At 48.1% G+C, this 25,144-nt stretch carries 15 protein-coding genes; 5 read left to right on the forward strand and 10 right to left on the reverse strand.

Going from position 1 to position 25,144, the window contains the following annotated elements; genetic code table 11:
- Positions 1-304: 304 nt before the first annotated feature.
- Positions 305-3,721, forward strand: a complete 3,417-nt coding sequence (locus RLO19_RS24100; RefSeq protein ID WP_446359936.1) for a response regulator — start codon at positions 305-307, stop codon at positions 3,719-3,721.
- A gap of 38 nt (positions 3,722-3,759) precedes the next feature.
- Here RLO19_RS24100 and RLO19_RS24105 read toward each other — a convergent pair whose 3' ends face one another.
- A complete protein-coding gene (locus RLO19_RS24105; RefSeq protein WP_446359937.1) occupies positions 3,760-3,945 on the reverse strand; it encodes a hypothetical protein in 186 nt (61 codons plus the stop codon).
- A gap of 118 nt (positions 3,946-4,063) precedes the next feature.
- On the opposite strand from RLO19_RS24105, the gene RLO19_RS24110 reads away from it, so the two are divergent.
- Positions 4,064-4,975, forward strand: a complete 912-nt coding sequence (locus RLO19_RS24110; RefSeq protein ID WP_446359938.1) for an acyl-CoA desaturase — start codon at positions 4,064-4,066, stop codon at positions 4,973-4,975.
- Positions 4,976-5,065: 90 nt separating this feature from the next.
- On the opposite strand, the gene dxs is transcribed toward RLO19_RS24110, so the two are convergent.
- Complete coding sequence (gene dxs, locus RLO19_RS24115; RefSeq protein WP_446359939.1) at positions 5,066-6,973, reverse strand: 1-deoxy-D-xylulose-5-phosphate synthase; 1,908 nt, start codon at positions 6,971-6,973, stop codon at positions 5,066-5,068.
- 223 nt (positions 6,974-7,196) lie between these two features.
- The gene (locus RLO19_RS24120; protein WP_446359940.1) at positions 7,197-7,724 is read right to left on the reverse strand and encodes a transcriptional repressor; all 528 of its coding nucleotides are present in this window, start codon (positions 7,722-7,724) and stop codon (positions 7,197-7,199) included.
- Positions 7,725-8,150: 426 nt separating this feature from the next.
- On the opposite strand from RLO19_RS24120, the gene clpX reads away from it, so the two are divergent.
- Complete coding sequence (clpX, locus tag RLO19_RS24125) at positions 8,151-9,491, forward strand: ATP-dependent protease ATP-binding subunit ClpX (protein ID WP_446359941.1); 1,341 nt, start codon at positions 8,151-8,153, stop codon at positions 9,489-9,491.
- Between the two features lie 27 nt (positions 9,492-9,518).
- The gene (locus RLO19_RS24130) at positions 9,519-9,698 is read left to right on the forward strand and encodes a hypothetical protein (RefSeq protein ID WP_446359942.1); all 180 of its coding nucleotides are present in this window, start codon (positions 9,519-9,521) and stop codon (positions 9,696-9,698) included.
- Positions 9,699-9,799: 101 nt separating this feature from the next.
- Here the strand turns inward: RLO19_RS24130 and RLO19_RS24135 are convergent, their stop codons facing one another.
- From RLO19_RS24135 to rpoB, 5 genes are all read right to left on the reverse strand, one after another.
- Complete coding sequence (locus RLO19_RS24135) at positions 9,800-11,581, reverse strand: ABC transporter substrate-binding protein (protein ID WP_446359943.1); 1,782 nt, start codon at positions 11,579-11,581, stop codon at positions 9,800-9,802.
- 125 nt (positions 11,582-11,706) lie between these two features.
- Positions 11,707-13,470, reverse strand: a complete 1,764-nt coding sequence (locus RLO19_RS24140; RefSeq protein ID WP_446359956.1) for an ABC transporter substrate-binding protein — start codon at positions 13,468-13,470, stop codon at positions 11,707-11,709.
- 193 nt (positions 13,471-13,663) lie between these two features.
- Positions 13,664-17,668, reverse strand: a complete 4,005-nt coding sequence (locus tag RLO19_RS24145) for a DNA-directed RNA polymerase subunit beta' (protein ID WP_446359944.1) — start codon at positions 17,666-17,668, stop codon at positions 13,664-13,666.
- Between the two features lie 195 nt (positions 17,669-17,863).
- Positions 17,864-19,747, reverse strand: a complete 1,884-nt coding sequence (locus tag RLO19_RS24150) for a DNA-directed RNA polymerase subunit gamma (RefSeq protein ID WP_446359945.1) — start codon at positions 19,745-19,747, stop codon at positions 17,864-17,866.
- Positions 19,748-19,839: 92 nt separating this feature from the next.
- Positions 19,840-23,184, reverse strand: a complete 3,345-nt coding sequence (gene rpoB, locus RLO19_RS24155) for a DNA-directed RNA polymerase subunit beta (protein ID WP_446359946.1) — start codon at positions 23,182-23,184, stop codon at positions 19,840-19,842.
- On the opposite strand from rpoB, the gene RLO19_RS24160 reads away from it, so the two are divergent.
- Positions 23,183-23,506, forward strand: a complete 324-nt coding sequence (locus tag RLO19_RS24160; protein ID WP_446359947.1) for a hypothetical protein — start codon at positions 23,183-23,185, stop codon at positions 23,504-23,506. The genes rpoB and RLO19_RS24160 overlap by 2 nt on opposite strands.
- Before the next feature lie 211 nt (positions 23,507-23,717).
- Here the strand turns inward: RLO19_RS24160 and RLO19_RS24165 are convergent, their stop codons facing one another.
- Together RLO19_RS24165 and rpsT are read right to left on the reverse strand one after the other, a co-directional pair.
- On the reverse strand, positions 23,718-24,527 hold the full coding sequence (locus RLO19_RS24165; protein WP_446359957.1) for a TatD family hydrolase: 810 nt from the start codon (positions 24,525-24,527) through the stop codon (positions 23,718-23,720).
- A gap of 208 nt (positions 24,528-24,735) precedes the next feature.
- Positions 24,736-25,062: a 30S ribosomal protein S20 gene (rpsT, locus tag RLO19_RS24170; protein WP_446359948.1), complete on the reverse strand. Its 327-nt coding sequence runs from the start codon at positions 25,060-25,062 to the stop codon at positions 24,736-24,738.
- Positions 25,063-25,144 lie beyond the last annotated feature (82 nt).

Below are 25,144 nucleotides of genomic sequence, written 5' to 3' on the forward strand. Positions count from 1 at the left end.
GGACAGGGAGCGCGTGTAAGACCTCTTTGAGGCAGTGTGCGTAGAGCTGTCAACCCCAATCAGCGACTCTAGGCGTTTGGTAGCTAACCCCCTAGGGCGTGGTGAGGAATCGCCGTCCTTGTAGGGCGGTGAGGATGTCAAATTATTAATCTAGGCAACTTTCACGTTTATCGCAATTGGCGAGAAGACCTCAACTAACCCTCGACAGGTATAGTTGGGCAGAATGTTAAATTAATCGGTAGACCCTTACTATCTAATAGTAAGTAGTTACCCGGCGTCACAGTACCCAGGAGGGAGGGTGAATATGTGGACAGTCTTGGTGAACCAATTTGTAGGGTCATATATTCCTCATGGACATTGTTATCTTTGGCAGCCAAGACTGGTATGGCTTCATCTATTGTCCGATTCGTTAACCGCACTGGCTTACTATTCGATTCCGGTAACCTTAGTTTACTTCGTCCACAAGCGGCAGGATTTGCCCTTTGATTGGATGTTTTGGTTGTTTAGTGCCTTTATCTTAGCCTGTGGTACTAGCCATATTATGGGTGTGTGGACGCTGTGGCATCCCGATTATTGGGTCAGTGGAGGCATCAAAGCAATCACCGCGATCGTTTCCCTGTCTACAGCCGTACTGCTGGTGCAATTAATTCCCAAAGCCCTAGCATTACCCAGTCCGGCTCAACTCGAAGCCGCCAATCGCCAACTTGAACAAGAAATCAGAGAGCGCAAAACGGCAGAAACACAATTACAGCATACCCTAAAACGCCTCACCTTTCATGTGGAAAATTCTCCATTGGCGGTAATTGAGTGGGATAGTGACTATCGAGTGCAGCGCTGGTCTCCACAAGCAGAACAAATGTTTGGCTGGACAGTTGAGGAAGCCGTAGGTCGGCAAATTGATGAGTTGCAACTTATTTTTGACGACGATAGGGACGCGGTAAACGTGGTCATGAAGAATTTATTTGACGCTAGGACTCCCCGTTGTATTTGTTGCAATCGCAACTACACTAAAGAGGGTTCGGTCATTGATTGTGAATGGTATAATTCAGCGCTTTGCGATGATGACGATAATTTAGTCTCAATTTTGTCCTTGGCTCTGGATATTACCAGTCGCAAGCAAGCGGAAACTGCGCTTGTGCAAGTCAATGCGGAATTAGAACATCGAGTAGAAGAACGAACCACTCAATTACAGCAACTTAATCATAATTTAGAACAGGAACGCCAGCAACTCCGACAAATTATTACCGTTGCACCCGTGGCGATGGCAATGTTTGATCGTAAAATGCGCTATTTGGCTCACTCTCAACAGTGGCTCACCGCTTATGGTTTAAACGAACAATCCCTGATCAATCGATGCCACTATGATATATTCCCAGATCTACCAAAACTTTGGCAAGAAGACCATCAACGGGCGTTACAAGGAGAGATTATTACCAAGAATGAAGATGTCTGGCAACGGGCTGATGGTACGACAATTTATGAACATTGGGCAATTCATCCCTGGTATACCCCAACTGGGGAAGTTGGCGGAATTGTACTTGCCTGTTTTCCAATTAATGAGTTAGTAGAAGCGCGAGAAGCGGCTTTAGCAACGGCACGGCTCAAGTCTAAATTTCTGGCAAATATGAGTCACGAAATCCGCACTCCGATCAACGGTGTCTTAGGGATGATGCGGTTACTCTTGCAAACGCCTCTAAACCCGCAACAAGTTAATTACACTCGAACGATCGAAAGCTGTGCTAAACATCTGCTCACGGTGATTAATGATATTCTTGATGTTTCTAAACTAGAAGCCGGTAAAATGCTTTTGGAGCAGATCGACTTTAGCTTAGAAAGTTGCCTGGATTCTGTGATTGATGTCTTAGCAGTACAGGCAGAGGCAAAGGGGTTAGAATTAGCAATCCTGGTTGAACCTAATGTTCCTCGGCAGTTACAGGGTGATCCAGGACGTTTACGTCAGATTCTGTTGAATCTGGTGGGTAATGCAATTAAGTTTACGGATGCAGGGGAAGTTGTGGTGCGGGTAGCGGTCAGTGGGCATCAACCCACAGATACCTTATGCCAATCTTCGATTACACTGCTATTTGCTGTTACTGATACCGGAATTGGCATTAGCGCGGCTGATCAATCCAAGTTGTTTCAAGCATTTTCCCAAGTAGAGGCTTCAACAACGCGGCGCTATGGGGGAACGGGTTTGGGACTGATGATTTGTCAGCAACTGGTTGAGTTGCTGGGGGGTAAAATTGGGGTTGAGAGTGAGATAGGTCAAGGCTCAACGTTTTGGTTTACCGTACCCGTTAAGACACAACCGCTACCGCCCGCCCAAGCCGTTCCCTGGGCACTACGCCAGCTCAAAATCTTGGTAACAGCAGAAAATGCGACAACTCGCCAAACCGTGCGATCGCTTGTGGAAGCGTGGGGGATGCAGATTGATGAAGCCACGGATAGTACCAGTACTATGGATGCCTTACGGAATGCGGTGACGCGATGCCATCCCTATGATGTAGCTATTCTGGATTTGCAACTCCCTGGGAGTCAGGGTGAATGGATTGTGCCGATGATTCGCTGTAATCCCAGTTTGGCTTCCACTAAATTGATTGTGATGACAACGATGCATCAACTTGATGCGGTGCAAGAGTTGGAGTCGATGGATATTTTGGGCTACTTGATTAAACCTGTGAAAGCGTCACAGCTATGGGAGAGTCTATTGGGTACGGTGACGCCTGAGAAAGATCTGGAGAATTGGCAAGCTATTATCCATCAACCCACTCGTCTTAATCACCCATCCAACTTGAAAATTTTACTGGTTGAAGATCATCCAGTGAATCAAACTGTGATTCTCAACCAGATGCAAATGCTGGGTTATGAACCTGAGTGCGCCAGTAACGGCTCAGAGGCTCTGGCTAAATTACAAGCCGAATCTTACGATATTGTGTTTATGGATTGTCAGATGCCTGTCTTGGATGGTTATGATGCGACTCGTGAGTTACGACGCCAAGAAGGGTCAAATCGTCATACGATTGTGATTGCTTTAACGGCTAGTGCCATAGAGAGCGATCGCGAAAAATGTTTGGCGGTGGGGATGGATGACTTTCTCACTAAACCTTTTGAGCAAGCTACCTTACAGGCAATGATCGAACGTTGGGCAAAGTCAGGGGAAGCTGAGGGAGCTGGGGGAGCTGGGGGAGCTGGGGGAGCTGGGGGAGCTGGGGGAGCTGAGGGAGCTGGGGGAGCTGGGGGAGCTGGGGGAGCTGAGGGAGCTGAGGGAGCTGGGGGAGCAGGGCGAGCTGAGGGAGCTGAGGGAGCAGGGGGAGCTGAGGGAGCAGGGGAAGAGGAAATTAATTCGAGTCGTTTGGCGTCTACAGACTTCTACCTTGATGACACCTTATTCGATACAGAACGTCTAGAGGTGATCTCCAGAGGTCAAATCATCCTGCAAAAGCAACTCATACAAGCCTTTATGAAACATACTCAACCAGGACTCGAACAAATGTATCATGCTCTCCAGATTCAAGATTTCGAGATGATTGAGCAACAAGCGCATCGGCTCAAGGGTGCGAGTGCGAATATTGGCGTGCGACTCATTCCCAAAATCGCCGCCCAATTAGAGCAACAGGCGCGGGACAAAAGCTTAATCGGTGCAAATGAGCGACTGGAATCTTTAAAACGACAATTAGAGAAAGTGCAAACGTTTCTGCGTGGCACAGTAAATTTGAGGTAGGATGGGCAAGATGAAGCAAAGTCCATGTAGGGACGGGTTTAGGGATCAATCTTGATTATTTCCCTTGATTGGGATATCAAACCAGCCCTCTTGCCACAATCTGTCCAAACAATGTTCATTCGATAATCTGCAGCTCGCACATTTTGATCCGCTTGCCAGACACCCAGTATGCCAAGTTGCGATCGCGTCTGAAGCAGGTTCTTGAACTGGATTAGGATAGCCATTCATCAATGTCTTTTGAGCGTGTTGCTTCAACAAGTTGACGCCAAATAGACAAGCCAGACTTGCCCTAACTATCTAGAGGCAATGGGCAAGAAAACTTTTTAGGACAGTCGAAAAAAAATGAGGCAGTATTCCTCACTCACAATTGTTTCTTATCTCATCGGTCCGACGCTAATTATCTTCAGCCATATCGGCTCGTTGCTAGTTCTAGTGACTGGCTTATCCTGGGGCGCTGTGGTATGGATCATATTGTTATATGTAATCCGTATGCTGGCAACGACGAGCATCTACCATCGACTGCTCACCCACAAAAGCTATCAGGCTCCTGCTCCAGTTCTATGGGTGGGATGTATTGTGGGGGCGGCGGCGGGGCAGATGGGTCCTAGTTGGTGGAAAGCGCACCATGTAGCCCATCATCAACATGTTGAGCAAGATCTCGATCCCCATTCCCCTTATACACCGATGCAGGGGATTGGAGGATTCTATTGGTCTCAAGGGGGTTGGCTCTTATCCCCCCGGTTCTTTCCTGACAAGCTGCCGATGGATGTTGAGAATGATGCCATTTTAAGGTTAATTGACCGTTTGCATTTTATACCTTTAGTGGCACTTGGGGCGATTTCCTATTTCATCGGTGGTGTCGAATATCTGGGTGCATTTTTTCTCAGCACAACTCTGCTTTTCCATGGCGTGCAAACTGTCAACTCCCTTTGCCATATTGTGGGTAAACAACCGTTTATCACCGACGATCTCAGTCGAAATAATCAGTTGGTTGCATTTCTAACTTTGGGTGAAGGCTGGCACAATCTCCATCATGCTTTTCAGTCCTCCAGTCGCCATGGTATCACTATTCGTTCGGGAAAGATTGTCTATCTTCCAGACCCCACATTTAGCTTCATTAAAGTGCTTGAGTTCCTCAAGTTAGCGTCGAAGCTGAGACTGCCGACTGAAACGAATCTTCTGGCGCGTTCTAAGGAGCAAATTTTTCCGCATTTAGAGTTGCTAGCTGCTGTAAAAACCTCGGTAGATTCTTAACGGTTGAATATTAACTAGACACGGCATTTGCGGTTGCTATAAATAGCAGAGACGTAGCCGACTACGTCTCTACAATATTGTCGCTGGAAGTTAACTCACCACCGACGGTTGTTTATTAAAGAACGCTTCGCGCACTTGTTCCGCCATTTGGGAAGGCGTTAACCCTAAAGCGGCTTTCGATTCATCGGGTTTAGCATGGTCTACTAACTTATCAGGTACACCAAACCGCTTCACTGGCACCAAAACATTATTGTCCGATAACGCTTCAGCCACGGCTGACCCAAAGCCCCCCATTAAGCACCCTTCTTCTAAGGTGACAACCTTACCAATTCGCTGCGCTAGGGGCAAAATCAACTCCGTATCCAAAGGCTTGACAAAACGAGGATTAACCACGGTTGCTTCAATTCCGTGTTCGCTCAAAATCTCCGCCGTTTGCAATGCCGGATAGACCATGGAACCATAGCCAATCAGCAGTATATCATCGCCATTGCGGAGAATTTCGCCCTTGCCAATGGGTAGGGCTTCCCATCCTTCCTCCATTAAGGCAACTCCATAACCATTACCCCGTGGATAACGCATGGCAATGGGTCCATCGGTGTAATTCACACCCGTTACGATCATCCGTTGCAGTTCAGCTTCATCTTTGGGTGCCATGATCACCATATTGGGAATGCAGCGGAGATAGGCAATATCATACATGCCTTGGTGTGTAGGACCATCGGCACCGACAATACCGGCGCGATCTAAGCAGAAGAACACGGGTAGGTTTTGAATACATACATCATGAATGATCTGGTCATAAGCCCGTTGCAGGAAGGTGGAGTAAATTGCAGCCACGGGTCGCATTCCTTCGCAAGCCAGCCCTGCGGCTAGGGTAACAGCGTGCTGTTCGGCAATTCCGACATCAATGTATTGTTTGGGCAGTTTTTCCTGAAGTTTGGTTAACCCTGTCCCCGTCGCCATAGCGGCGGTAATGCCGATAATTTTGGGATTGTTTTCGGCTAATTTGACCAAAGTGTGGGCAAAGACTTTGGCATAGCTAGGGGGTTTAGGCTTGCTGGATGGAATAGCTTTGCCGGTGGCTAAATCAAAAGGGCTTTGGGCATGATAGCCGACTTGGTCTTGTTCTGCGATCGCGTAACCCTTTCCTTTGGTTGTCACCACATGCACCAAGACAGGAGCTGAATAGGTGTGTGCCGCTTTGAACGTCGAAATCAAGTCTTCTAAGTTATGACCATCCACAGGTCCCATGTAGGTAAAACCTAGTTCTTCCAAAACCGCCCCTACCTTGGGTACAGCTAACCGCTTCATCCCCTCTTTTACCCGCTGCAATTCTGGGGTCAAGGATTCCCCAAACAAGGGAAAATTCTTGAACTGTTCCTCTAAATTATCCGCTAAGAACTGCATCGGCTTACTCAGGCGCACTTTGTTCAGAGAACGGGAAATCGCGCCCACGTTGGGAGAAATGGACATTTCATTATCATTGAGTACCACCAACAGTCGGGTGTTAGGTAAATGTCCAGCATGGTTAATCGCTTCTAATGCCATACCCCCCGTCAAGGCACCATCCCCAATCACCGCTACTGTCTTGAAATTTTCCCCTTTGAGATCTCGCGCCAGCGCCATCCCCAAGGCGGCGGAAATACTGGTAGACGCATGACCCGCACCAAAGTGATCAAACTTACTCTCACAGCGCTTGAGGTAACCAGCAACCCCATCCTTTTGCCGTAGGGTGTAAAAGCGATCATAGCGTCCCGTAATCATCTTATGGGGATAGGCTTGGTGACCGACATCCCAAATCACCTTATCCCGATCCAAGTCGAGTGTCTGATATAATCCCAGGGTCAGTTCGACAACCCCTAACCCAGGACCTAAATGACCACCGCTTTTGGCTACAGTTTGCAGATGCCGTTCCCGAATTTGACGGGCAATTTCCTCAAGTTGACGAATCGACAAACCGTGTAGCTGGTTCGGATGGGTAATTTCACTGATATTCATATCGTCGTAATCTTCTTTAAATCTCTACTGGATATTATTTGCCTATTTGATAGTCTAAAGTATGAGATGTACCCAGCGCAGCCTTTTTCTTTGGTCTGTGTTGGAAGACGGCGTGGGCTTAGAGATGTCTTGAATAAGACACTCAGAGTTTTCCGGCAAGATTGAATTTGTCTAAACTCCAGTACCAAAGAGAGGGTACTTAAGCCCCATGTAGTATGACAGGTTAGCAGGGACTGTCTACCTCTTGGAGATCTTCTGCCGCTATTGATCGGGTGCAGCGCCAATTACTCGGAAGTGCGGAGGGCCATCCCATCCGCAGGGCTTCTGGACAGACGCTGTGTATGGTAAGCTGACAGTCAATAAGCTGGAACCCCTCCTTTTCCACCTGCTTCATTGCCTGTTTTAATATCGAATCATTCTTAAATTCAATGGTCTGGTTACACTGAATGCACACCAGATGATGGTGATGATTAGGGAACGGCTGATTCAGTTCGTAGTGTTTATGTCCTTCGGCTAACTCCAATTCCCGCAGGATACCCATGCGAGCCATCAACTTGACGCTGCGATAAATTGTGGATAAACTAATTGGCTCTCCCCGCTTCTCCAGCAAATGGAAGAGTTCCTCGGCGCTGAGATGGTTTCCTCGGGGAAGGTTCTGAAAAACGTGGAGAATCGTTTCTCGCTGCGGCGTTAACCGCCAACCCCGGGAATTGAGTTCAGCTTTAAGTGAAGCGGCTGTATACGGAGGCATAATCACCCTCTCAAAAAAACCCGATTATTGACAATGATAGTGACTGACGCTACCTATTTGCAAGAAAATCGGTTAATTGAGAATAAATTGCACGAACGGATTGGTCATAAGTCATTCATCATTCGTCCTAGGTTAGGGAGCAGGGAACGGTAAGGTAGAATTTTGGGTTAATTCCCCCACCTCCCACACCTCCCCTGCTTCCCTTTTGCGATCGCTGGAAACTACAATTGAAGTAGAGGGGTTTGCATGGTTCCCGTCATGGCAGGTATCAATTAAACAAAGAATATTGCTTTCCATGGGAAAAATCCTACCAATTAACTTTTGTCATGACCCTACCCTAGCTATAGCAGCGATTCGCTTGCTCCAGCCATTCTCTCCCCTCAAGCCAGATTGCTGTCACTGACCCCCAACAGCTCAGACAAGATAATGTCCAAATTCGATTCCTATTTAAGATGTTCTTTTTGTGGTAAGTTCTCGGAACAGGTTAATAAGTTGATTGCTGGTCCGAGCGTTTTCATTTGTGATGAATGTGTAGAACTGTGCAACCAAATTTTAGAGGAAGAACTGCTACAATCTCATGGAGAAAGCCTCAACTACCCATCCTTAACCGCAGATCACCCTTATCCACAACCCGACTATTCCCCTCGTAAAACCCGGTATCACTTGCTCAAGCCGATTGAAATTAAACAAGCGCTAGACCAGTATGTCATTGGTCAAGACCAAGCGAAAAAAGTTCTCGGTGTCGCAGTTTATAATCATTACAAACGCCTTAACCTGGTTCAAAATAATTATGACTCCAGTGGATTGGATGACAACATCACCCTGCAAAAGTCCAACATCTTATTAATTGGTCCGACGGGTTGCGGTAAAACCCTTTTAGCTCAAACTCTCGCCAACCTGCTTAATGTTCCCTTTGCCATGGCTGACGCCACAACGCTGACAGCAGCAGGTTATGTAGGGGATGATGTGGAAAATATCCTGCTGCGACTTTTACAGGTGGCTGACTTCGATATAGAATCTGCTGAGCAAGGCATTGTTTATATTGATGAAATTGATAAGATTACGCGCAAGAGTGAAAATTCCTCAATGACGCGGGATGTTTCCGGTGAGGGCGTTCAACAAGCCTTGCTGAAAATACTAGAAGGAACTGTGGTTAATGTACCGCCCCAAGGAGGGCGCAAGCATCCCTATCAAGAGTTTATTCAACTGGATACGAGTAATATTCTATTTATCTGTGGAGGGGCTTTTGTCGGGTTAGAGCAAATCATTGAGCAACGCATAGGAAAACGTTCAATGGGCTTTGTTCAACCGAGTCAGACGCCTTCGCCCCAACTGTCTTCATCGGAATTGTCCAAACACTTAGAACCGGACGATTTAATCAAATTTGGGGTGATTCCAGAAATCATTGGGCGGTTACCGGTGATTACCGCTGTGGAATCCCTGAATGAAGACTCCTTAGTGGAAATCTTAACCCAACCCCGCAACGCCTTGGTCAAGCAGTACCAAAAACTCTTGAAAATGGATAACGTGCGCCTGGAGTTTCACCCAGAAGCTCTACGCGCGATCGCACAAGAAGCCTTTCGCCGCAAAACTGGGGCTAGGGCGTTGCGGGGAATTTTAGAGGAGGTGATGTTAGAAGTTATGTACGAGGTGCCCTCGCGCAAAGATATTACCCGTTGCGCCATTACCCGCGAGATGGTTGAGAAGCGCTCCGCCGCCGAATTGTTAGTCCATCCCTCTTGGTTACTTAATCCTGAATCAGCTTGAGGATAGGGAACAGGTAACAGGGAACGATTGTATGTATGTAGTGCGATCGCGATTGTTTATAGAGTCAAATATATCAACGATTGGGCGCACTTTGGTAAGAGGGCGCACGTCGGTGCGCCCCTACAGGCGGACACATTTTTCCATGGTAAAATAATACAAAAAAAAGGCGCGATCGCAAACTTTTTATCTTCCTCCACAATGGCTTAAAAGAATAACGATTTCTGGAACGGGTGCAAGATCTGAGCCTCTCATCTAAAAGACGCGATCGCATACGCAACTGATGAAACAAACCCCCTTAACAACTATAATTAATTTGTTTTAACCTGAAGTTCATACAGATTCCAAAACGCCCCATTTAAAGCCGAAAACTTGATTGGATTAATCCGATCGCGCACAGCCTGCAAAGACAGGGGATTAACTAAATACAAAAACGGGACTTGTTCCTGCACAATCTGTTGAAATTGACCATAAATTTCTTGGCGCTTACGCTCATCTAACTCCTTCACTCCTTCCTCAAATAAGCGGTCGATTTCCAGTTCCCAGTCCGATACTTCCCACCCTTGAATCGGCGGTTCTCCAGGCATCTGCCCTTGATTAAATTGATGTAATGAGCCTTGGGAGTACCAAATATTAAAGCTACTGTGAGGTTCCACGCCACCGCCACCGAATCCACCAACATAAGCTTCCCAGTCTCGACTCATCAACTTCTGCACAATCACATTAAAGTTAATCACCTGTAAATCCGCTTGTATCCCTAGATTGTTCAAATCGTTTTGAATCTGAACCGCTGCATCTATGCGAGATTTTTCTTCTGCTTTCACCAAAAGTGTAAATCGTACCTGGTTATTATCCCAGTCCAACAGTTTCCCTTGAGCATTATATTTAAACCCCGCATCAAGTAGTAATTCCCTTGCCTTTTGCGGATCATAAGTATAAACCTTCAATCCTTCTTCTGGAGACAAATAATAAGGACTTTGCATCGCCACAGGCGAATGCTGTAATTCACCCAATCCTCGAAAAATATTAGTTTTCATCGCTTCACGGTTAATCCCATAAGCGACGGCTTGCCGAAATACTAACGTATTAAACCAACGAGATTTAATCCGATCGACAAAGGCTTCTCCTTTTTCATTCTTGGCTTTATTGAGATTGAAGCCAAAAAATTGGGTATCTGATGAAGCCCCACCGTTATAAATCCTATAGTTCCCTCGTTTTTCTTCCTGCTTTAGTAAGCCAAACATTTCCGGCGCAACGTCCAGACTATCGAGTTCTCCAGAACGAAATCGGATAAACTGGTTATCAGTATTTTCAATAATTTGGACAATAATTCGCTCAATATAGGGTTGAGGACTTCCTTTGCTATCCTGACGCCAATAGTAGGGATTCCGTTGAAGAATGATCCGTTGAGCCGGGGTATAACTGACCATCTTATAAGGACCATTGCCAATGATTTGTTGCGGATCAGTGTCAGTTCCCCAAGTGGAGAGAAATTTCAGGTTCCCATTCCCATCGGTGGTGTTGATCGAGTCTTTTAGAATATGCTTGGGTAAAATTGTAATGCCGCCAGCATAGCGTAAAAATGGGGAAAAGGGTTCGGGAACCGTAAACTCAACTCGCCGTTCATCGAGTTTTGTGACAGAAGGAAATCCGCCTGAAGTCCCAATTCGCAGAATATCTCTGACACCCGTAGAAATCTTATCATTCAGATAAATCTCATTGTAAGTAAAGACAATATCATCAGAAGTAAACGGTTCTCCATCAGACCATTTTAATCCTGGACGTAGGGTAAAAGTAATCCGGCGTTTATCCTCCGAGATATCCCAAGATTCCGCCAATCCAGGTTCCAATTCAGCCGTGATCCCATTTTCATTAATTAATCCATCATAAATCAACCCAAAGACAATCCGACTAAACAACGATTCACTAATCGGCGGATTAAACGTATCCGGATCAGAAGGAGAAACAAAAACCAATTGTGAAACTTGAGCCGCCTTGCTTTTAAACCGACTGGGATTACAACTACTGAGACTGGTAACCGTAAAAATAGAAAAGAGAAACAGTAAAAACCAACGACGAATTCGATCAATCATATTCTCTTGCTTCTGACTTCTCTCAACTTGTCCTTCCCATCCCTTAACGCCCTCTGCGCCCCTCTGCGTAAACCTCTGCGCCCTCTGCGTTAAAACAACCTAACTCCCAACTTTCTCCATTACCCTTAATCTTCAGAAATCCTCAACTCGTGAATATTCCAGAACGCACCACCCAAAGCCGAATACTCAATCCCCTCCACGCGATCGCGCACAGCCGTCATTGACAGTGGATTCACCAAATAAATAAAGGGTAAATGTTCTTTAATCAAACGTTGTGCTTCGCCATAAATAGCCTTACGCTTTTCTTCATCTAACTCTTGAGAACCTTTAATATAAAGGTCATTAATCTCTTGTTCCCAAGGCGCAACTTCCCACCCCTGAATCTCCGGTTGACCAACAGTTGGTTTTTGATTAAAACTGTGTAATCCGCCTTCAGTAGACCAGACATTGGCACTATTATTCGGTTCTAATCCGCCACCCGAAAAACCCAGCAGATGAGATTCCCAATCCAAGCTATTACTGAGTTTTTCCACCAGGGTACTAAAAGCAATGGGGTTAAAATCCACTTGTATGCCAACTTTAGCTAAATCTCGTTTAATTTGCGAACCCATTGCTTCGCGCAGTTTATTCCCCGCATTGGTGATTAAGGTAAAACGAACCCGATTTCCTTGATCATCGAGTAGTTGTCCTTCATCGTTGTATTGGAACCCTGCTTTTAACAGTAATTCTTTCGCTTTATCCAGATTATAATCATACACGGTAAGTCCCTCTTCTGGAGACAAATAATAAGGACTTTGTACAGGAAGGTTAGAATATTGAGGTTCACCCAATCCCCGAAACAAATTATCAATCATCGTTCGCCGATCAATCGCGTAAGCCACCGCCTGTCTAAATTCCAGCCTGTTAAACCAACGAGATTTCATCGGCTCAACCAGCGGTTTACCATCCCGACTTCCTTTGTTAAGATTAAATGAAATAAAACTGGAACTTAGAGTTGGACCACCAACGTAAATATTAAAGTTGCTTCGTTCCTCTTCCCGCTTGAGTAGGGAATAAAAATCTGGTGAGACACCAATCGCATCTAACCCACCGGAACGAAATTGCAAAAAAGCAGTATCGGTAGATTCAACAATTTCCCAGAAGAGGTTATTAATATAAGGTTGAGGCTGACCTTGAGGTCCCTTGCGCCAATAATAGGGATTGCGGCGGAATACGATGCGTTGATTGGTATTATAGCGATCCAGTTGGTAGGGTCCATTGACAACAATTTTATCCGGGTCGGTATCCACACCCCAAGTGGTCATAAACTTGGGTTTTCCTTCTTGGTCTTTCTCAGTTACAGTATCCTTAAGGGCGTGGGCGGGTAAAATTGTCAGTCCCGTGGTGCGGAGAAAGGGAGCAAAGGGTTCGGGTGTGGTAAATTCAACTCGTCTCTCGTCTAATTTCCGCACCGTGGGAAAGCCGCGCGTTTCACCAATTCTGAGAATATCTCGTACATCGGTGGGAATGTCTTCGTTGAGGTAGATATCGTTATAGGTAAATACGACATCATCAACAGTTAAAGGTTCTCCATCAGACCATTTTAATCCCTCTCGCAGGGTAAAGACAATGCGCTGTTGGTTGTCAGAGATTTCCCAGGATTCAGCGAGGGCGGGTTCAATTTCACCCGTGACCCCATTTTCAGTCACCAACCCCTCGTAAGTGTAACCAAAAATATTCGGCGACTCTTGAGAGAGGGCGTAGTTAAAGGTTTTAGGATCACTGAGAATACTGGTTACGAGTTGGGAACCCTGGGCGGCTTGTGAGGTAAAGGTTTCAGGGTTGCAGGCGGACAGCGCGATCGCGATGACACAGGTGAGTAGACTCACAAACCAGCGACTTAGAGGAATTTTGGGCAAGATAGTCACGATCCGATTAAATGCATATAACCTAATTGTAGGGCGACAGTACTGTAAGATTTGATATCGGTTAAGACATAGCAGAAATTAGTAAAGACGCGCCATGGCGCGTCTCTACTACCCTCTAGATGTTCTCGTTTCCAGCCGTTAGGCTTCAACTATCCCAATCACAGAAGACAAAGGATTATTCATCCTCATCATCCAGATATTCCTCAGCCAAATCGTCTGAATCTTCGTCCAGCAACGAGCCAAAATCGCTAGTATCAGAGTCTTCTATACTGTAAGCGCGAGCCGTGCGATCGTCTAGCACTTCTAGGGAATCGTCTTGGTCAAGTTCACTACTATCATTAAGGTCGCCGAAATTATAGCCAGCGTTACCCCCATTGGAGAACTCACCATCGACACCACTGTTTGGATCTTCATAGGCGTTGTACCCGGTTCCTGCAGGAATCAGGCGACCAATAATTACGTTCTCCTTGAGACCCCGTAACCAATCGGATTTCCCTTCAATAGCGGCTTCTGTAAGGACGCGGGTGGTTTCCTGGAAGCTAGCGGCGGAGATGAAGCTATCCGTATTCAGTGAGGCTTTAGTAATCCCCAATAATACAGGAGTATATTGAGCCGGTGCGCCCCCGGTAATTGCCATGGCTTCATTCACCGTCTCAATTTGTCGCAACTCCACCAATTCTCCCGGTAGCATCGTGGTATCACCCCCATCATCAACCCGAACTTTCGAGGTCATCTGACGGACAATCACTTCGATGTGCTTATCCGAGATGTCAATTCCCTGGGATTGATACACCGACTGGACTTCATTCACCAGAAAAGCCTGCGCCGCTTGCAGTCCAGCTAAAGCACCTTCATAGATTCCCTTTTCTTCCACCGTGAAATTGAAGAAAATCTCCAGAATCTCGTGAGGATTTGCTGGTCCATCGGTTAATGCTTGACCCACCTTAACAAACTGAGCATCGGAAACCAGCGCGTTTTGTCCGGGACTAATCGGATAGTCGGTAATCACACCTTCCGCTTCAATCACTTTGATATCAACAGTTTCATCTTCCTCATAAACCACCTGCGTCTCACCGGGGCGTCGGGCTAACACACAGGCTTCTTTGGGCTTACGGGCTTCTAGGAGTTCTTCAATTCGAGGTAACCCTTGAATAATATCCCCAGTCTTCGCCCGCTCGAACACCAACAGCACTAAGTTGTCACCCCGTTGCACCAAGTCTCCATTATCAATTTGCAGCACCGCACCGGCTGACACACGGTAGGGACGTGCTAGTCGCAAGGTTACCGAGTCCTCGTTAACTTGGACAACTTGTCCCGATTCAGAGGCTGGCACGTTCGAGGCGAGAAAATCGGTCTCCACGACTAAATCTCCCACCTTCACCTGGGGTGTGCCACTAATGGGAATAGTGATCCGATCCGCATCCCGAACCACCAGTACCCGACGAATGGCTTCCACCCCTTCGCGAATCCCTCGGACTTCACCGGCTTCTTTACACTGAATTTCGGTGCGGGCGACGACGGCTTTGGGCGCAATTTTATCCCCATCGTTGACCAACAGCCGGGTTTGGGTACTCCCACCCAACGGATCAGCAGAGGTATCGCGTCGGACGACCAAAGATTCCAGGATCACCAACTGCAAACGCATCTCCTCTGGATCATCAGACTCTTCGGTTGTGACTAATTCAATATCTGCCGAAATCTGAGAGGTGGAATGATCCCCCTCTAATTCCTGAGTCATGTCCAAAACGAGTTGAGTTCGCAGCAACTCCAGTCCTTCCACGGACTTGATCCGCTCTCCATCTTTATAAGGTAGCCGCTGAATCGTCCGCAGCTCAATGCCGATCGCACTCTCAGCATCAGACTGACCGCCCACTCCTGAAGCACCATTGGCACTGTCGATGGACGCTTGCGAGGGGACATCCGGTTCGTCGGGAACAGTAAATTCAACCACAGGTCTGAGCAGCAATGCCATTCCCTCTGGCGTCTCTGCCATTTCCCCATACCGCAGCTCTGCTACGGTTAGCCCAGGGACGGGTTCTGTACCGGGATACACCAACTGACCTTCAGACACAAAGGCTTCGGGTAGCTCATCCACCAGATGCAATTCTCCGGGCTTGATCACAATTTCCCGCAGAATGTCATTCTTCTGCACGACCTCAACAATACCTCCTGATTGGCAGAATATATCTTTCACCACCTCTGTACCGGCTTCCACATATTGACCGTCTTCCACCAGCAGCAATGAGATATCTTTGTTGACCTCGTGGCATTCTTCAGGAATCCACAGGAGGCTGCCCCCTTTGGTGACTTCGTATCCTTGCTTGGCTTTACCGCGTTTGGCGACTTCCACGCCGCCATACTTAATAATCCCCCCGGTCTGGGTACGATAGCGATCGTCAATCAACTCCGCAACCACTTGATTATTTAACACTTTTGTGCCTGGGGTTGCCTTGAGCAAGAAACGCTGGTTATTAGCCGTGTGAATCACATACTGTTCGCGACCCCCACTACTTTCCATCCGCACCGCTGCTTGGTCTAGGCGCACCGACGCGGTGATGATGTCAATTTCCCGCTTACCCGGTGTCAGTCGAACTACCCCACCGTTTTGGCTGACTAACTTGGTTTCTGCGAGTACGGAACCGGGTTCCACAGCATCGCCGTTTTTGACCACGGGTTCGGCACCAGGAGGCAGGTTATACACCTCTCCCGATAACACCCATAACAATCCACCCCGCTGGGCAGTGCGGGTTGTATTCCCTTGGCGATCGGTTTTTTCTTCCGGGATCAAGTCAGCAAAAAGAACTTCTCCCGCCAAATCTGAGGCGACGTCTTTGGCGGCTTTTTCCGTAGACAGGCGAGATTTGCCCAACGCGACTTCGGCTAAAAGCTGTTCCGCTTTCACCTGTTGCCCATCGCCAACCAGGAGGATGGAACCGGGCGTAACCGGAACAGTCTTCGCTTTCCCCTTATTAGTTGGTTCCAGAATCAGTTCGCCTGCAACTTCCACCTGTTCGCGCTCTTCACCGTGGCGGGTACGGACACCTCGGGTTCGCAGACTGCTCGAAAAGCGGACAACGCCGTCAAACGCCGCCGTAACTTGGCGGGCGACTTCCCCAGTGAACACCCCTCCCGTGTGGAATGTCCGCATGGTGAGCTGAGTTCCGGGTTCACCAATGGACTGAGCCGCAATAATACCAACAGCTTCTCCCAAGTCCACCATGTGTCCATGTGCCAAACTCCAGCCGTAGCAATGCTGACAGACTGAGCGTGAGGCTTCACAGGTTAGGGGTGAGCGAACCATCAACTCTTGCACCTCGGCTTTGCCGATGATGTCGGCTAATTCGTCGGAGATGGCTTGGTTGCGTTTGGCAATCACCTCTTTGGTTTTCGGATGCAGCAAATCGGCGGCTAGGACTCGCCCCAATAGCCGATCTTGCAGGGGAATCAACACGCGATCGCCATCGGTCATCGCGGTAAGCTGAATGCCTCGGGTTGTCCCACAGTCTACTTCCCGGACAATCACATCCTGAGACACATCCACCAGACGCCGGGTCAGATACCCAGAGTCCGCCGTTCTCAAGGCGGTATCCACCAGTCCTTTGCGTGCCCCGTAACTGGAAATAATATATTCAGTAACGGTTAACCCTTCCCGGAAATTGGTCTTGATCGGCAGGTCAATAATTTCCCCTTGCGGATCAGCCATCAGACCCCGCATCCCGACCAATTGGCGTACCTGAGACAAGTTTCCTCTTGCCCCAGAAAACGCCATCATATAGACCGAATTCAAGGGATCAGTTGCCTTGAAATTCACCACCACTTCATCTTTCAGGGCTTCGGACGTACTATTCCAGGTATCAATAACTTTCTGGAATCGTTCAACTTCTGTAATTTCACCCCGACTGTAGCGGGCTTCCGTGGCGCGAATCTGGGCTTCCGCCGCTTCTAGCATCTCACGCTTCTTCGGCGGGACGAGTAGGTCATCGACACTAATCGAAACCCCTGCTTTTGTGGCATAGCGGAATCCTAAATCCTTAAGTTGGTCAGCCATCTGAGCTGTCCGGGCGCTGCCATACTTAGTAAACGCCCAGGAAATCAGTTTTTTGAGCTGACCTTTATCAACGACTCGATTGTAGAAAATCGTTTCTTTTTGACCTGCTTTATTTGTCATGTCTTTTGTCATTCGTCCTTGGTCATTTGTCTTTTAGGGAACAGGGAACGGGGAACAGGGAAATTCTAGACGTTTGACTGGGAGAAGCATTCGCGATGACAATTTAGCCGTAGAACCGAAAAATCTGGGCGCGAATGCTTCTCCCCTACGAATCACAAATCCCTACGAATCACGAATCCAATCCATCCATGATATCTGTCCCCTATTTCAGGCAATCATTAGGGCATCTTGAATGGCTTTGTTGTAAATAATCCGACCCGGCGTTGTCCGAATGTACTGACAAATCAGTTCACCATCAGCCGTTTCCCGAACCCGGCGGTCTTTGTAGATTTTCGTCACTATTCCATCGGAGGATGTTTCTGTAGAAATTACCTGATCATCATCAGACTTGCCACTCTGCATCGTGCCATCAAAGCGCACCCACACATAAGCATGTAACTCGACTTGCTTTTGTTCAAAGGCTCGGATAGCATCATCTAGAGAAGCAAAATAGCGATCCGCCCCTTTGGTGGCGTGGGGATTTTCGGCGGTGAGGTAATAGCAACCCAGTACCATATCCTGACTCGGTGCGACAATCGGACGTCCCGTCGCTGGAGAGAGAATATTATTGGACGCCAACATTAACAATCGAGCTTCGGCTTGTGACTCCAAAGACAGGGGAACGTGAACCGCCATCTGGTCGCCGTCAAAGTCCGCGTTAAAGGCAGGACAGACCAAAGGATGCAATTGAATGGCGCGACCTTCAACCAAAATCGGTTCAAAGGATTGAATCCCTAAGCGGTGCAGCGTTGGCGCTCGGTTGAGCAAGACTGGATGACCAGCAATCACTTCTTCTAGGACATCCCAAACGCTGGGGTCACCTCGCTGAATCAGTTTTTTGGCGGCTTTAATATTATTAACTAACCCCTGACTAATCAGACGATGGATCACAAAGGGTTGAAACAGTTCAATCGCCATCTCGCGGGGTAAACCGCACTGGTGAATTTTCAGATTTGGACCGACAACGATCACCGAACGTCCGGAGTAATCAACCCGTTTACCCAAAAGGTTTTGGCGGAATCGACCCTGTTTCCCTTCAATAATGTCGGACAATGACTTTAATGCCCGATTATTCGCACCCACCACCGTGCGTCCCCGGCGTCCATTATCAATCAGCGCATCGACCGCTTCTTGCAGCATCCGCTTTTCATTGCGGACAATAATTTCTGGGGCGAGGATTTCCTGAAGACGTGCCAAGCGATTATTGCGGTTGATCACCCGGCGATACAAGTCATTCAAGTCTGAGGTGGCGAAGCGTCCCCCATCCAGTTGAACCATGGGACGCAAATCCGGTGGGATAACGGGAATCACCGTCAGCACCATCCAGTCAGGTTGCGACCCGGTGGCGATGAAGTTATCAATGACCCGCAGCCGCTTAATCAGCTTTGCCCGCTTTTGACCTTTGGCGTTGCTGATGTCCTCGCGCAGCTTTTCTGCTTCACTGTCTAAGTGGACATCTTGCAAGAGTCGTTGTAGAGCTTCCGCACCAATTCCTACCTCTACACCATTGAGTTCAGAGTCTTCGCTGTAGAGTTGTTCCTCAATTTCCAGCCATTGGTCTTCGGTCAATAGCTGTTTATAGCTGAGATTTTCAGCATTTCCTGGACTCAGAACCACATAAGCATTGAAATAAACAATCTGCTCGACATCCCGCAACGGCATATCCAACAGAATACTCAGGTAACTGGGAATCCCTTTGAGATACCAGACATGTGCCACAGGCGCCGCCAGTTTAATGAACCCCATGCGGTGTCGTCGAACCCGCGACTCTGTAACTTCCACGCCGCAGCGTTCACAGACAATCCCGCGATGGCGAACTCGTTTATATTTGCCGCAGTGACATTCCCAGTCTTTAGCCGGACCAAAAATCCGCTCACAGAACAACCCGTCCATTTCGGGTTTGAGCGTGCGATAGTTAATGGTTTCCGGTTTCGTCACTTCCCCCACCACTTGACCATTCGGTAGGGTACGTTCTCCCCATATACGGATTCGCTCCGGAGAGGCAATTCCAATTTTTACGTAGTCAAAGCGCTGTTCTTGTTGCTGTTTCATCTTCCAGGGTTTTGAGTTTTGAGGGTTCCAGATGTAGATACTGGATGTTCCAGACGTAGCAGGCTACGTCTAGAACATTCAACAGGGAGAACTTATAACTCTTCTTCTTCGAGTTCCTCACTGCGGAGGGATTCATAGGTGGGTCGGTTAGGGGTACGACGCCGGTCGCCATCTGCCATCAAATCGACTTCCAAGTCACGGCTAGAGCCATCTTCAGCGGTTTCTACTTTGTGGACGGCAATATCGAGTCCCAAGGATTGAAGTTCTCGCATCAACACCTTAAAGGATTCCGGAGTACCGGGTCGGGGAATCGCCTTGCCTTTGACAATAGCGTTAAGGGCTTCATTACGACCCTGCATATCGTCCGATTTCACGGTAAGTAACTCTTGCAGGGTATAAGCCGCACCAAAGGCTTCCAATGCCCAAACTTCCATTTCCCCAAACCGCTGACCGCCCTGCTGTGCTTTACCTCCCAAGGGTTGCTGGGTAACCAGGGAGTATGGACCGGTGGAACGAGCGTGAATTTTATCATCCACCAAGTGAACCAGTTTCAACATATAGGCAATACCAACGGTCACCGGACGATCAAAGGCTTCGCCTGTGCGACCGTCAAACACCTGAATTTTACCTGGATTTTCTGGATCAAATATCCAATCTTGCTTAGTTTCTTCACGGGCTTGCTGGAGTTTGCCGTGAACGGTAAGCCGGGATGCTTCTTCCCCATACATTTCATCAAAGGGGATCATTTTAAATCGCAGTCCCAAGTTTTCACCCGCCCATCCCAGTAAACATTCAAAGACTTGACCGACATTCATCCGACTAGGAACACCCAAGGGATTGAGAATAATGTCTAGGGGAGTGCCATCAGGGAGGTAAGGCATATCTTCCATCGGCAAAATCCGGGAAATAATCCCCTTATTACCGTGACGACCTGCCATTTTATCGCCCACCTGAATCTTGCGCTTCTGAGCCACATAGACACGCACCACCATGTTGGCACCGGGCGGGAGTTCATCGCCTTGCTCACGGGTAAAGATGCGGACATCCACAACCCGACCTTTTTCGCCGTTGGGAACACGCAAGGAATTGTCACGCACGTCCCTGGCTTTTTCCCCGAAAATTGCCCGAAGTAACTTTTCTTCTGGGGGTTGGTCGGATTCACCTTTGGGCGTCACTTTACCCACGAGAATGTCTCCGGCTTCCACCCAAGCCCCAATGCGGATAATTCCTTGTTCGTCAAGTTGGCGCAGCGCATCTTCCCCGACGTTAGGAATTTCACGGGTAATTTCTTCAGGTCCGAGCTTGGTTTGTCGGGCTTCAATTTCGTATTTTTCGATGTGAATACTGGTGTACACATCATCCAACACCAGTCGCTCGCTAATCAGGATGGCGTCTTCGTAGTTGTAGCCCTCCCATGGCATATAGGCAACCAGAATATTCTGTCCCAGTCCCAGTTCTCCCCCTTCGGTGGCTGAACCGTCAGCCAGAATTTGACCGGCTTCCACGTCATCCCCACGAAAGACCAACGGACGCTGATTTAAGCAGGTATCTTGGTTGGAGCGCTGATATTTCTGGAGTTCGTATTCAATAATTTCCGGTTCGCTCGTTTTTCCATTCTCGACGTTTTCTCCGGGCAATGCGGCGGGTGCGGTTTGTACCCGAATTTTCGTCGCATCTACATAAACCACCTCACCGGCTTTACGCGAGACAATCACCATCCCCGAATCGCGTGCGGCTTGGGCTTCTAAGCCTGTACCCACTAGGGGACGCTCTGGACGTAACAAGGGGACGGCTTGCCGTTGCATGTTTGAACCCATCAAGGCGCGGTTGGCGTCATCATGTTCCAGGAAGGGAATTAATGAAGTAGCCACAGAGATAATTTGCACCGGGGATACCGCCACAAAGTCTACCTGATCTGGGGTCGTGGTGGTGAATTCTTGGCGATAGCGCACGGGTACTGATTCGCCCAAGATATAACCATTTTGATCAATGGGGATGTCACCGGGAGCCACACGCAAGTCATCCTCTTCATCTGCGGTCATGTAAAGGGGTGCCTTGTCTTTGATCACCCGCCCATTTTCTACAGGGTACGAGGGGGTTTCAATAAAGCCGTAGGCATTCACCCGTGCATGGGTTGCCAAGGAACCAATTAGACCCGCGTTAGGTCCTTCTGGCGTTTCGATGGGACAAATCCGTCCATAGTGAGAGGGGTGAATATCCCGCACCGCAAACCCAGCGCGTTCCCGAGTTAAACCACCGGGTCCGAGGGCAGATAAGCGGCGTTTGTGGGTTAACTCAGCTAGGGGATTGGTTTGATCCATGAACTGGGATAGCTGAGATGAGCCAAAGAATTCTTTAATGGCGGCGACTAGGGGTTTGGGGTTGACCAAAGAGGCGGGGGTTAAGGTGTCGGAGTCGGAAACCGTCATCCGTTCCCGAATGATCCGTTCTAAGCGATTCAATCCCACCCGAACTTGGTTCTGCAGGAGTTCTCCCACCGAACGAACCCGACGGTTCCCCAAATGGTCAATATCGTCGGTGCTGCCAATATCAAATTCCAGGTTGATCAGGTAATCAATGGCGGACATAATATCTTGGGGAGTCAGGACTCGGATGGTATCGGCAACATTTAAGCGCAACTTTTTGTTAATTTTGTAGCGACCGACACGACCGAGGTCATAGCGTTTGGGGTCGAAAAAGCGTGAGTCTAATAACTGCTGACCCCCGCTTACCGTGGGCGGTTCACCCGGACGGAGCTTGCGATATAGCTCCAGGAGGGCGTCTTCTTCACTGGGATTGCCTTCTTTGTCTAAGGTCTTTTGATAATAATCGGGGTGGCGCAGGGCGTCGATAATTTCATTGTCCGAGAGTCCTAGGGCTTTTAAGAGAACTTGGGCAGACAATTTACGGGTTTTGTCGATGCGAACCCAGACTAAATCATTTTTGTCGGTTTCAAATTTTAACCAGGCGCCCCGGTTGGGAATTAAAGAGGCGGAGTAGGTGCGGCGTCCATTTTTGTCGATTTCCGACTTGTAGTACACGCCGGGACTGCGGACAATTTGATTGACAATGACGCGCTCAGCGCCGTTAATAATAAATGTACCGCGATCGGTCATCAGGGGCAGATCGCCAATAAAGACTTCTTGCTCCTTGATTTCACCCGTCTCTTTGTTGATCAAGCGGGTTGGTACATACATTTGCACCGCATAGGTGCTGTCTCGCCGCTTGGCTTCATCTACATCATATTTAGGACTCTTGAGCTTATAGTTTTTGCCGATAAAGTGGAGTTCTAGCTTACCCGTATAGTCACTAATTGGCGAGAAGCTGTCGAGTTCTTCAATCAGCCCTTCTTCTAGAAACCAGCGAAAACTAGCTCGCTGAATTTCCACTAAGTCTGGTAATAGATAGGTGGGAGCTGTATAAGTTTGAGTCGTCATGCTTTTCCTTCTGGAGAGGGTGAATCAGCGTAAGCCTTGGCTTCACAGCCAAGGGTATTGGGAAATTTTGACCCCTAACTCGGCGATCCTGATCAACACAGATAGTACGATTGGCTATATCGGTAGGGGTAGATACCCGTCAGTGTCAAAGCACCGCCAAGCCGAGAATTTTTACCACAAAGAAGCGACAAGAGAGTCTGAGGATGATCACGACTGTCTTAATAATCGGCGGGAGGTTTTTAACGATAATAATGATACGGGGGTTAATCTACAATTAGATACAATAGGCGGCATCTGTTCCTCGCTGGCAGTTTGGCATTGATTAAGGATTGTTTCGGGGCAGGCGGTGACAACGGGATGGAACTTGAGAAAATTTTATTCATAGTAACTCTTCTTAATCAATTATGGCGCAAGCCCAACAGGATTTATACTAAATCCCGGTTAACTCCTCCCTTTTTGTGCGCTACCGAAAGCCTGAGTTTTTGAGGTTTGGCTTCTTTTAAGCACAAACGGCGGTTCAAAGAATCAGCAATCTAGGACAGTTGTCCTGTCTGTTCCCGGCTAGGTACGGTCAAATTAAACAGCCGACAGGCATTCTGGGTGGTTTCTTGTGCCAAGGTTTCTAGGGGAATCTGCCGCAGTTTGGCAATACAATCAGCAATATGGTACAGGTTAGCCGGTTCATTTCGTTTACCGCGCTTGGGTACAGGGGCTAAGAACGGACAATCGGTTTCAATCAGCAGGCGATCGCGCGGTACTAGGGCGGCTGATTCTTTAATGGCTGTGGCGTTCTTAAACGTGACAATACCACTGAAACTAATATAAAAGCCCAGATCCAAAAACCACTGAGTTTCCTCAGGCGTTCCCCCCCAACAATGCATGACCCCCTGTATTGATCCCACCTCCTTTTCAAACTGCTGCACCCAATCACGTAGATCGGCGGCGGCGTCGCGACAGTGAATAATCACGGGTAAGTTAAGTTCGTGGGCGATCGCGAGTTGTGCGGTAAATACCTCCTTTTGCTGCTGTTGGTTTTCGGCTTTATAAAAATCTAGCCCCATTTCCCCAATTGCCACCACTCTGGTATCAGAACTGGCTAAGTCCCGAATTTGAGCCGCCATTTGGGGCGTCCATTTGTGGGCATCTAGGGGATGTAAGCCGACGGCAAAAGACAGTTCTGGGAACCGATCAGCCAAATTTTGAATCCCCGAAAACTCTGAGGGTTCGACGCAGGAATGTACCAGCCGCACGACGCCGACATCCCGCCAGCGATCGCGCACGGCTTCTAGATCAGACTCGAAGACATCGAAGTTGATATGAACATGGGTGTCTATCAACTGTATTGACATTGTGTCCTCTCTTGCTCAATTCTTACCTAAGACGGGCAGTAGCTCTAAGCCAAGAACTCAAGTTCTTGGCTGATGGCGGGGCTTGCTGAAAATTGTGCCAGATATTCAGATGTAACTCACCTGACTAACTTATATGCCCAATTTCTTGGCGATCTACTTGCCCGACGCTGATTCCGGGTGTTCCCATCCCTAGATCAGCTAATTATGACGCCTCTGATGTTTCAGCCGATGCTGGGTTCATTTGAGCTTGTACATTCTTGAACCGCTTGACTAGGCGGGACTTTTTGCGGGCGCCATTATTACTGTGCAGGATGCCCCGCTTCACGGCTTTGTCTATTTTACTGTACGCCGCAGACAGGCGATTTTGCACATCCTGCAACGATTCAGGCGACGGCTGACGGGCGTAATCCTCAACCGCCTCAAAATATTTTTTCATCAGCGTTCTCACCGCTGATTTATAGCTTTTATTGCGAACTCGGTTCCGTTCAGCGATTTTAATACGTTTAAGAGCAGACTTGCTATTAGCCACAGGAGTCTTCAGGAAAACTAACGTTTACGATTACCAATATTCCAAAATACCAGAACAACCACTATAACATCTATGTCAAAAG

Origin of the sequence: Coleofasciculus sp. G2-EDA-02, from assembly GCF_040226375.1 — a bacterium.
Taxonomy (GTDB): Bacteria; Cyanobacteriota; Cyanobacteriia; order Cyanobacteriales; family Coleofasciculaceae; genus Coleofasciculus.

Coding starts and splice junctions, on each gene's coding strand:
- RLO19_RS24120 (WP_446359940.1), bottom strand. CDS start 7,724: ATGCCTCCGTATACAGCCGCTTCACTTAAAGCTGAACTCAATTCCCGG.
- RLO19_RS24100 (WP_446359936.1), top strand. CDS start 305: ATGTGGACAGTCTTGGTGAACCAATTTGTAGGGTCATATATTCCTCAT.
- RLO19_RS24105 (WP_446359937.1), bottom strand. CDS start 3,945: ATGGCTATCCTAATCCAGTTCAAGAACCTGCTTCAGACGCGATCGCAA.
- RLO19_RS24160 (WP_446359947.1), top strand. CDS start 23,183: ATGCTTTTCCTTCTGGAGAGGGTGAATCAGCGTAAGCCTTGGCTTCAC.
- RLO19_RS24150 (WP_446359945.1), bottom strand. CDS start 19,747: ATGAAACAGCAACAAGAACAGCGCTTTGACTACGTAAAAATTGGAATT.
- RLO19_RS24110 (WP_446359938.1), top strand. CDS start 4,064: ATGAGGCAGTATTCCTCACTCACAATTGTTTCTTATCTCATCGGTCCG.
- RLO19_RS24145 (WP_446359944.1), bottom strand. CDS start 17,668: ATGACAAAAGACATGACAAATAAAGCAGGTCAAAAAGAAACGATTTTC.
- clpX (WP_446359941.1), top strand. CDS start 8,151: ATGTCCAAATTCGATTCCTATTTAAGATGTTCTTTTTGTGGTAAGTTC.
- rpoB (WP_446359946.1), bottom strand. CDS start 23,184: ATGACGACTCAAACTTATACAGCTCCCACCTATCTATTACCAGACTTA.
- RLO19_RS24135 (WP_446359943.1), bottom strand. CDS start 11,581: ATGATTGATCGAATTCGTCGTTGGTTTTTACTGTTTCTCTTTTCTATT.
- dxs (WP_446359939.1), bottom strand. CDS start 6,973: ATGAATATCAGTGAAATTACCCATCCGAACCAGCTACACGGTTTGTCG.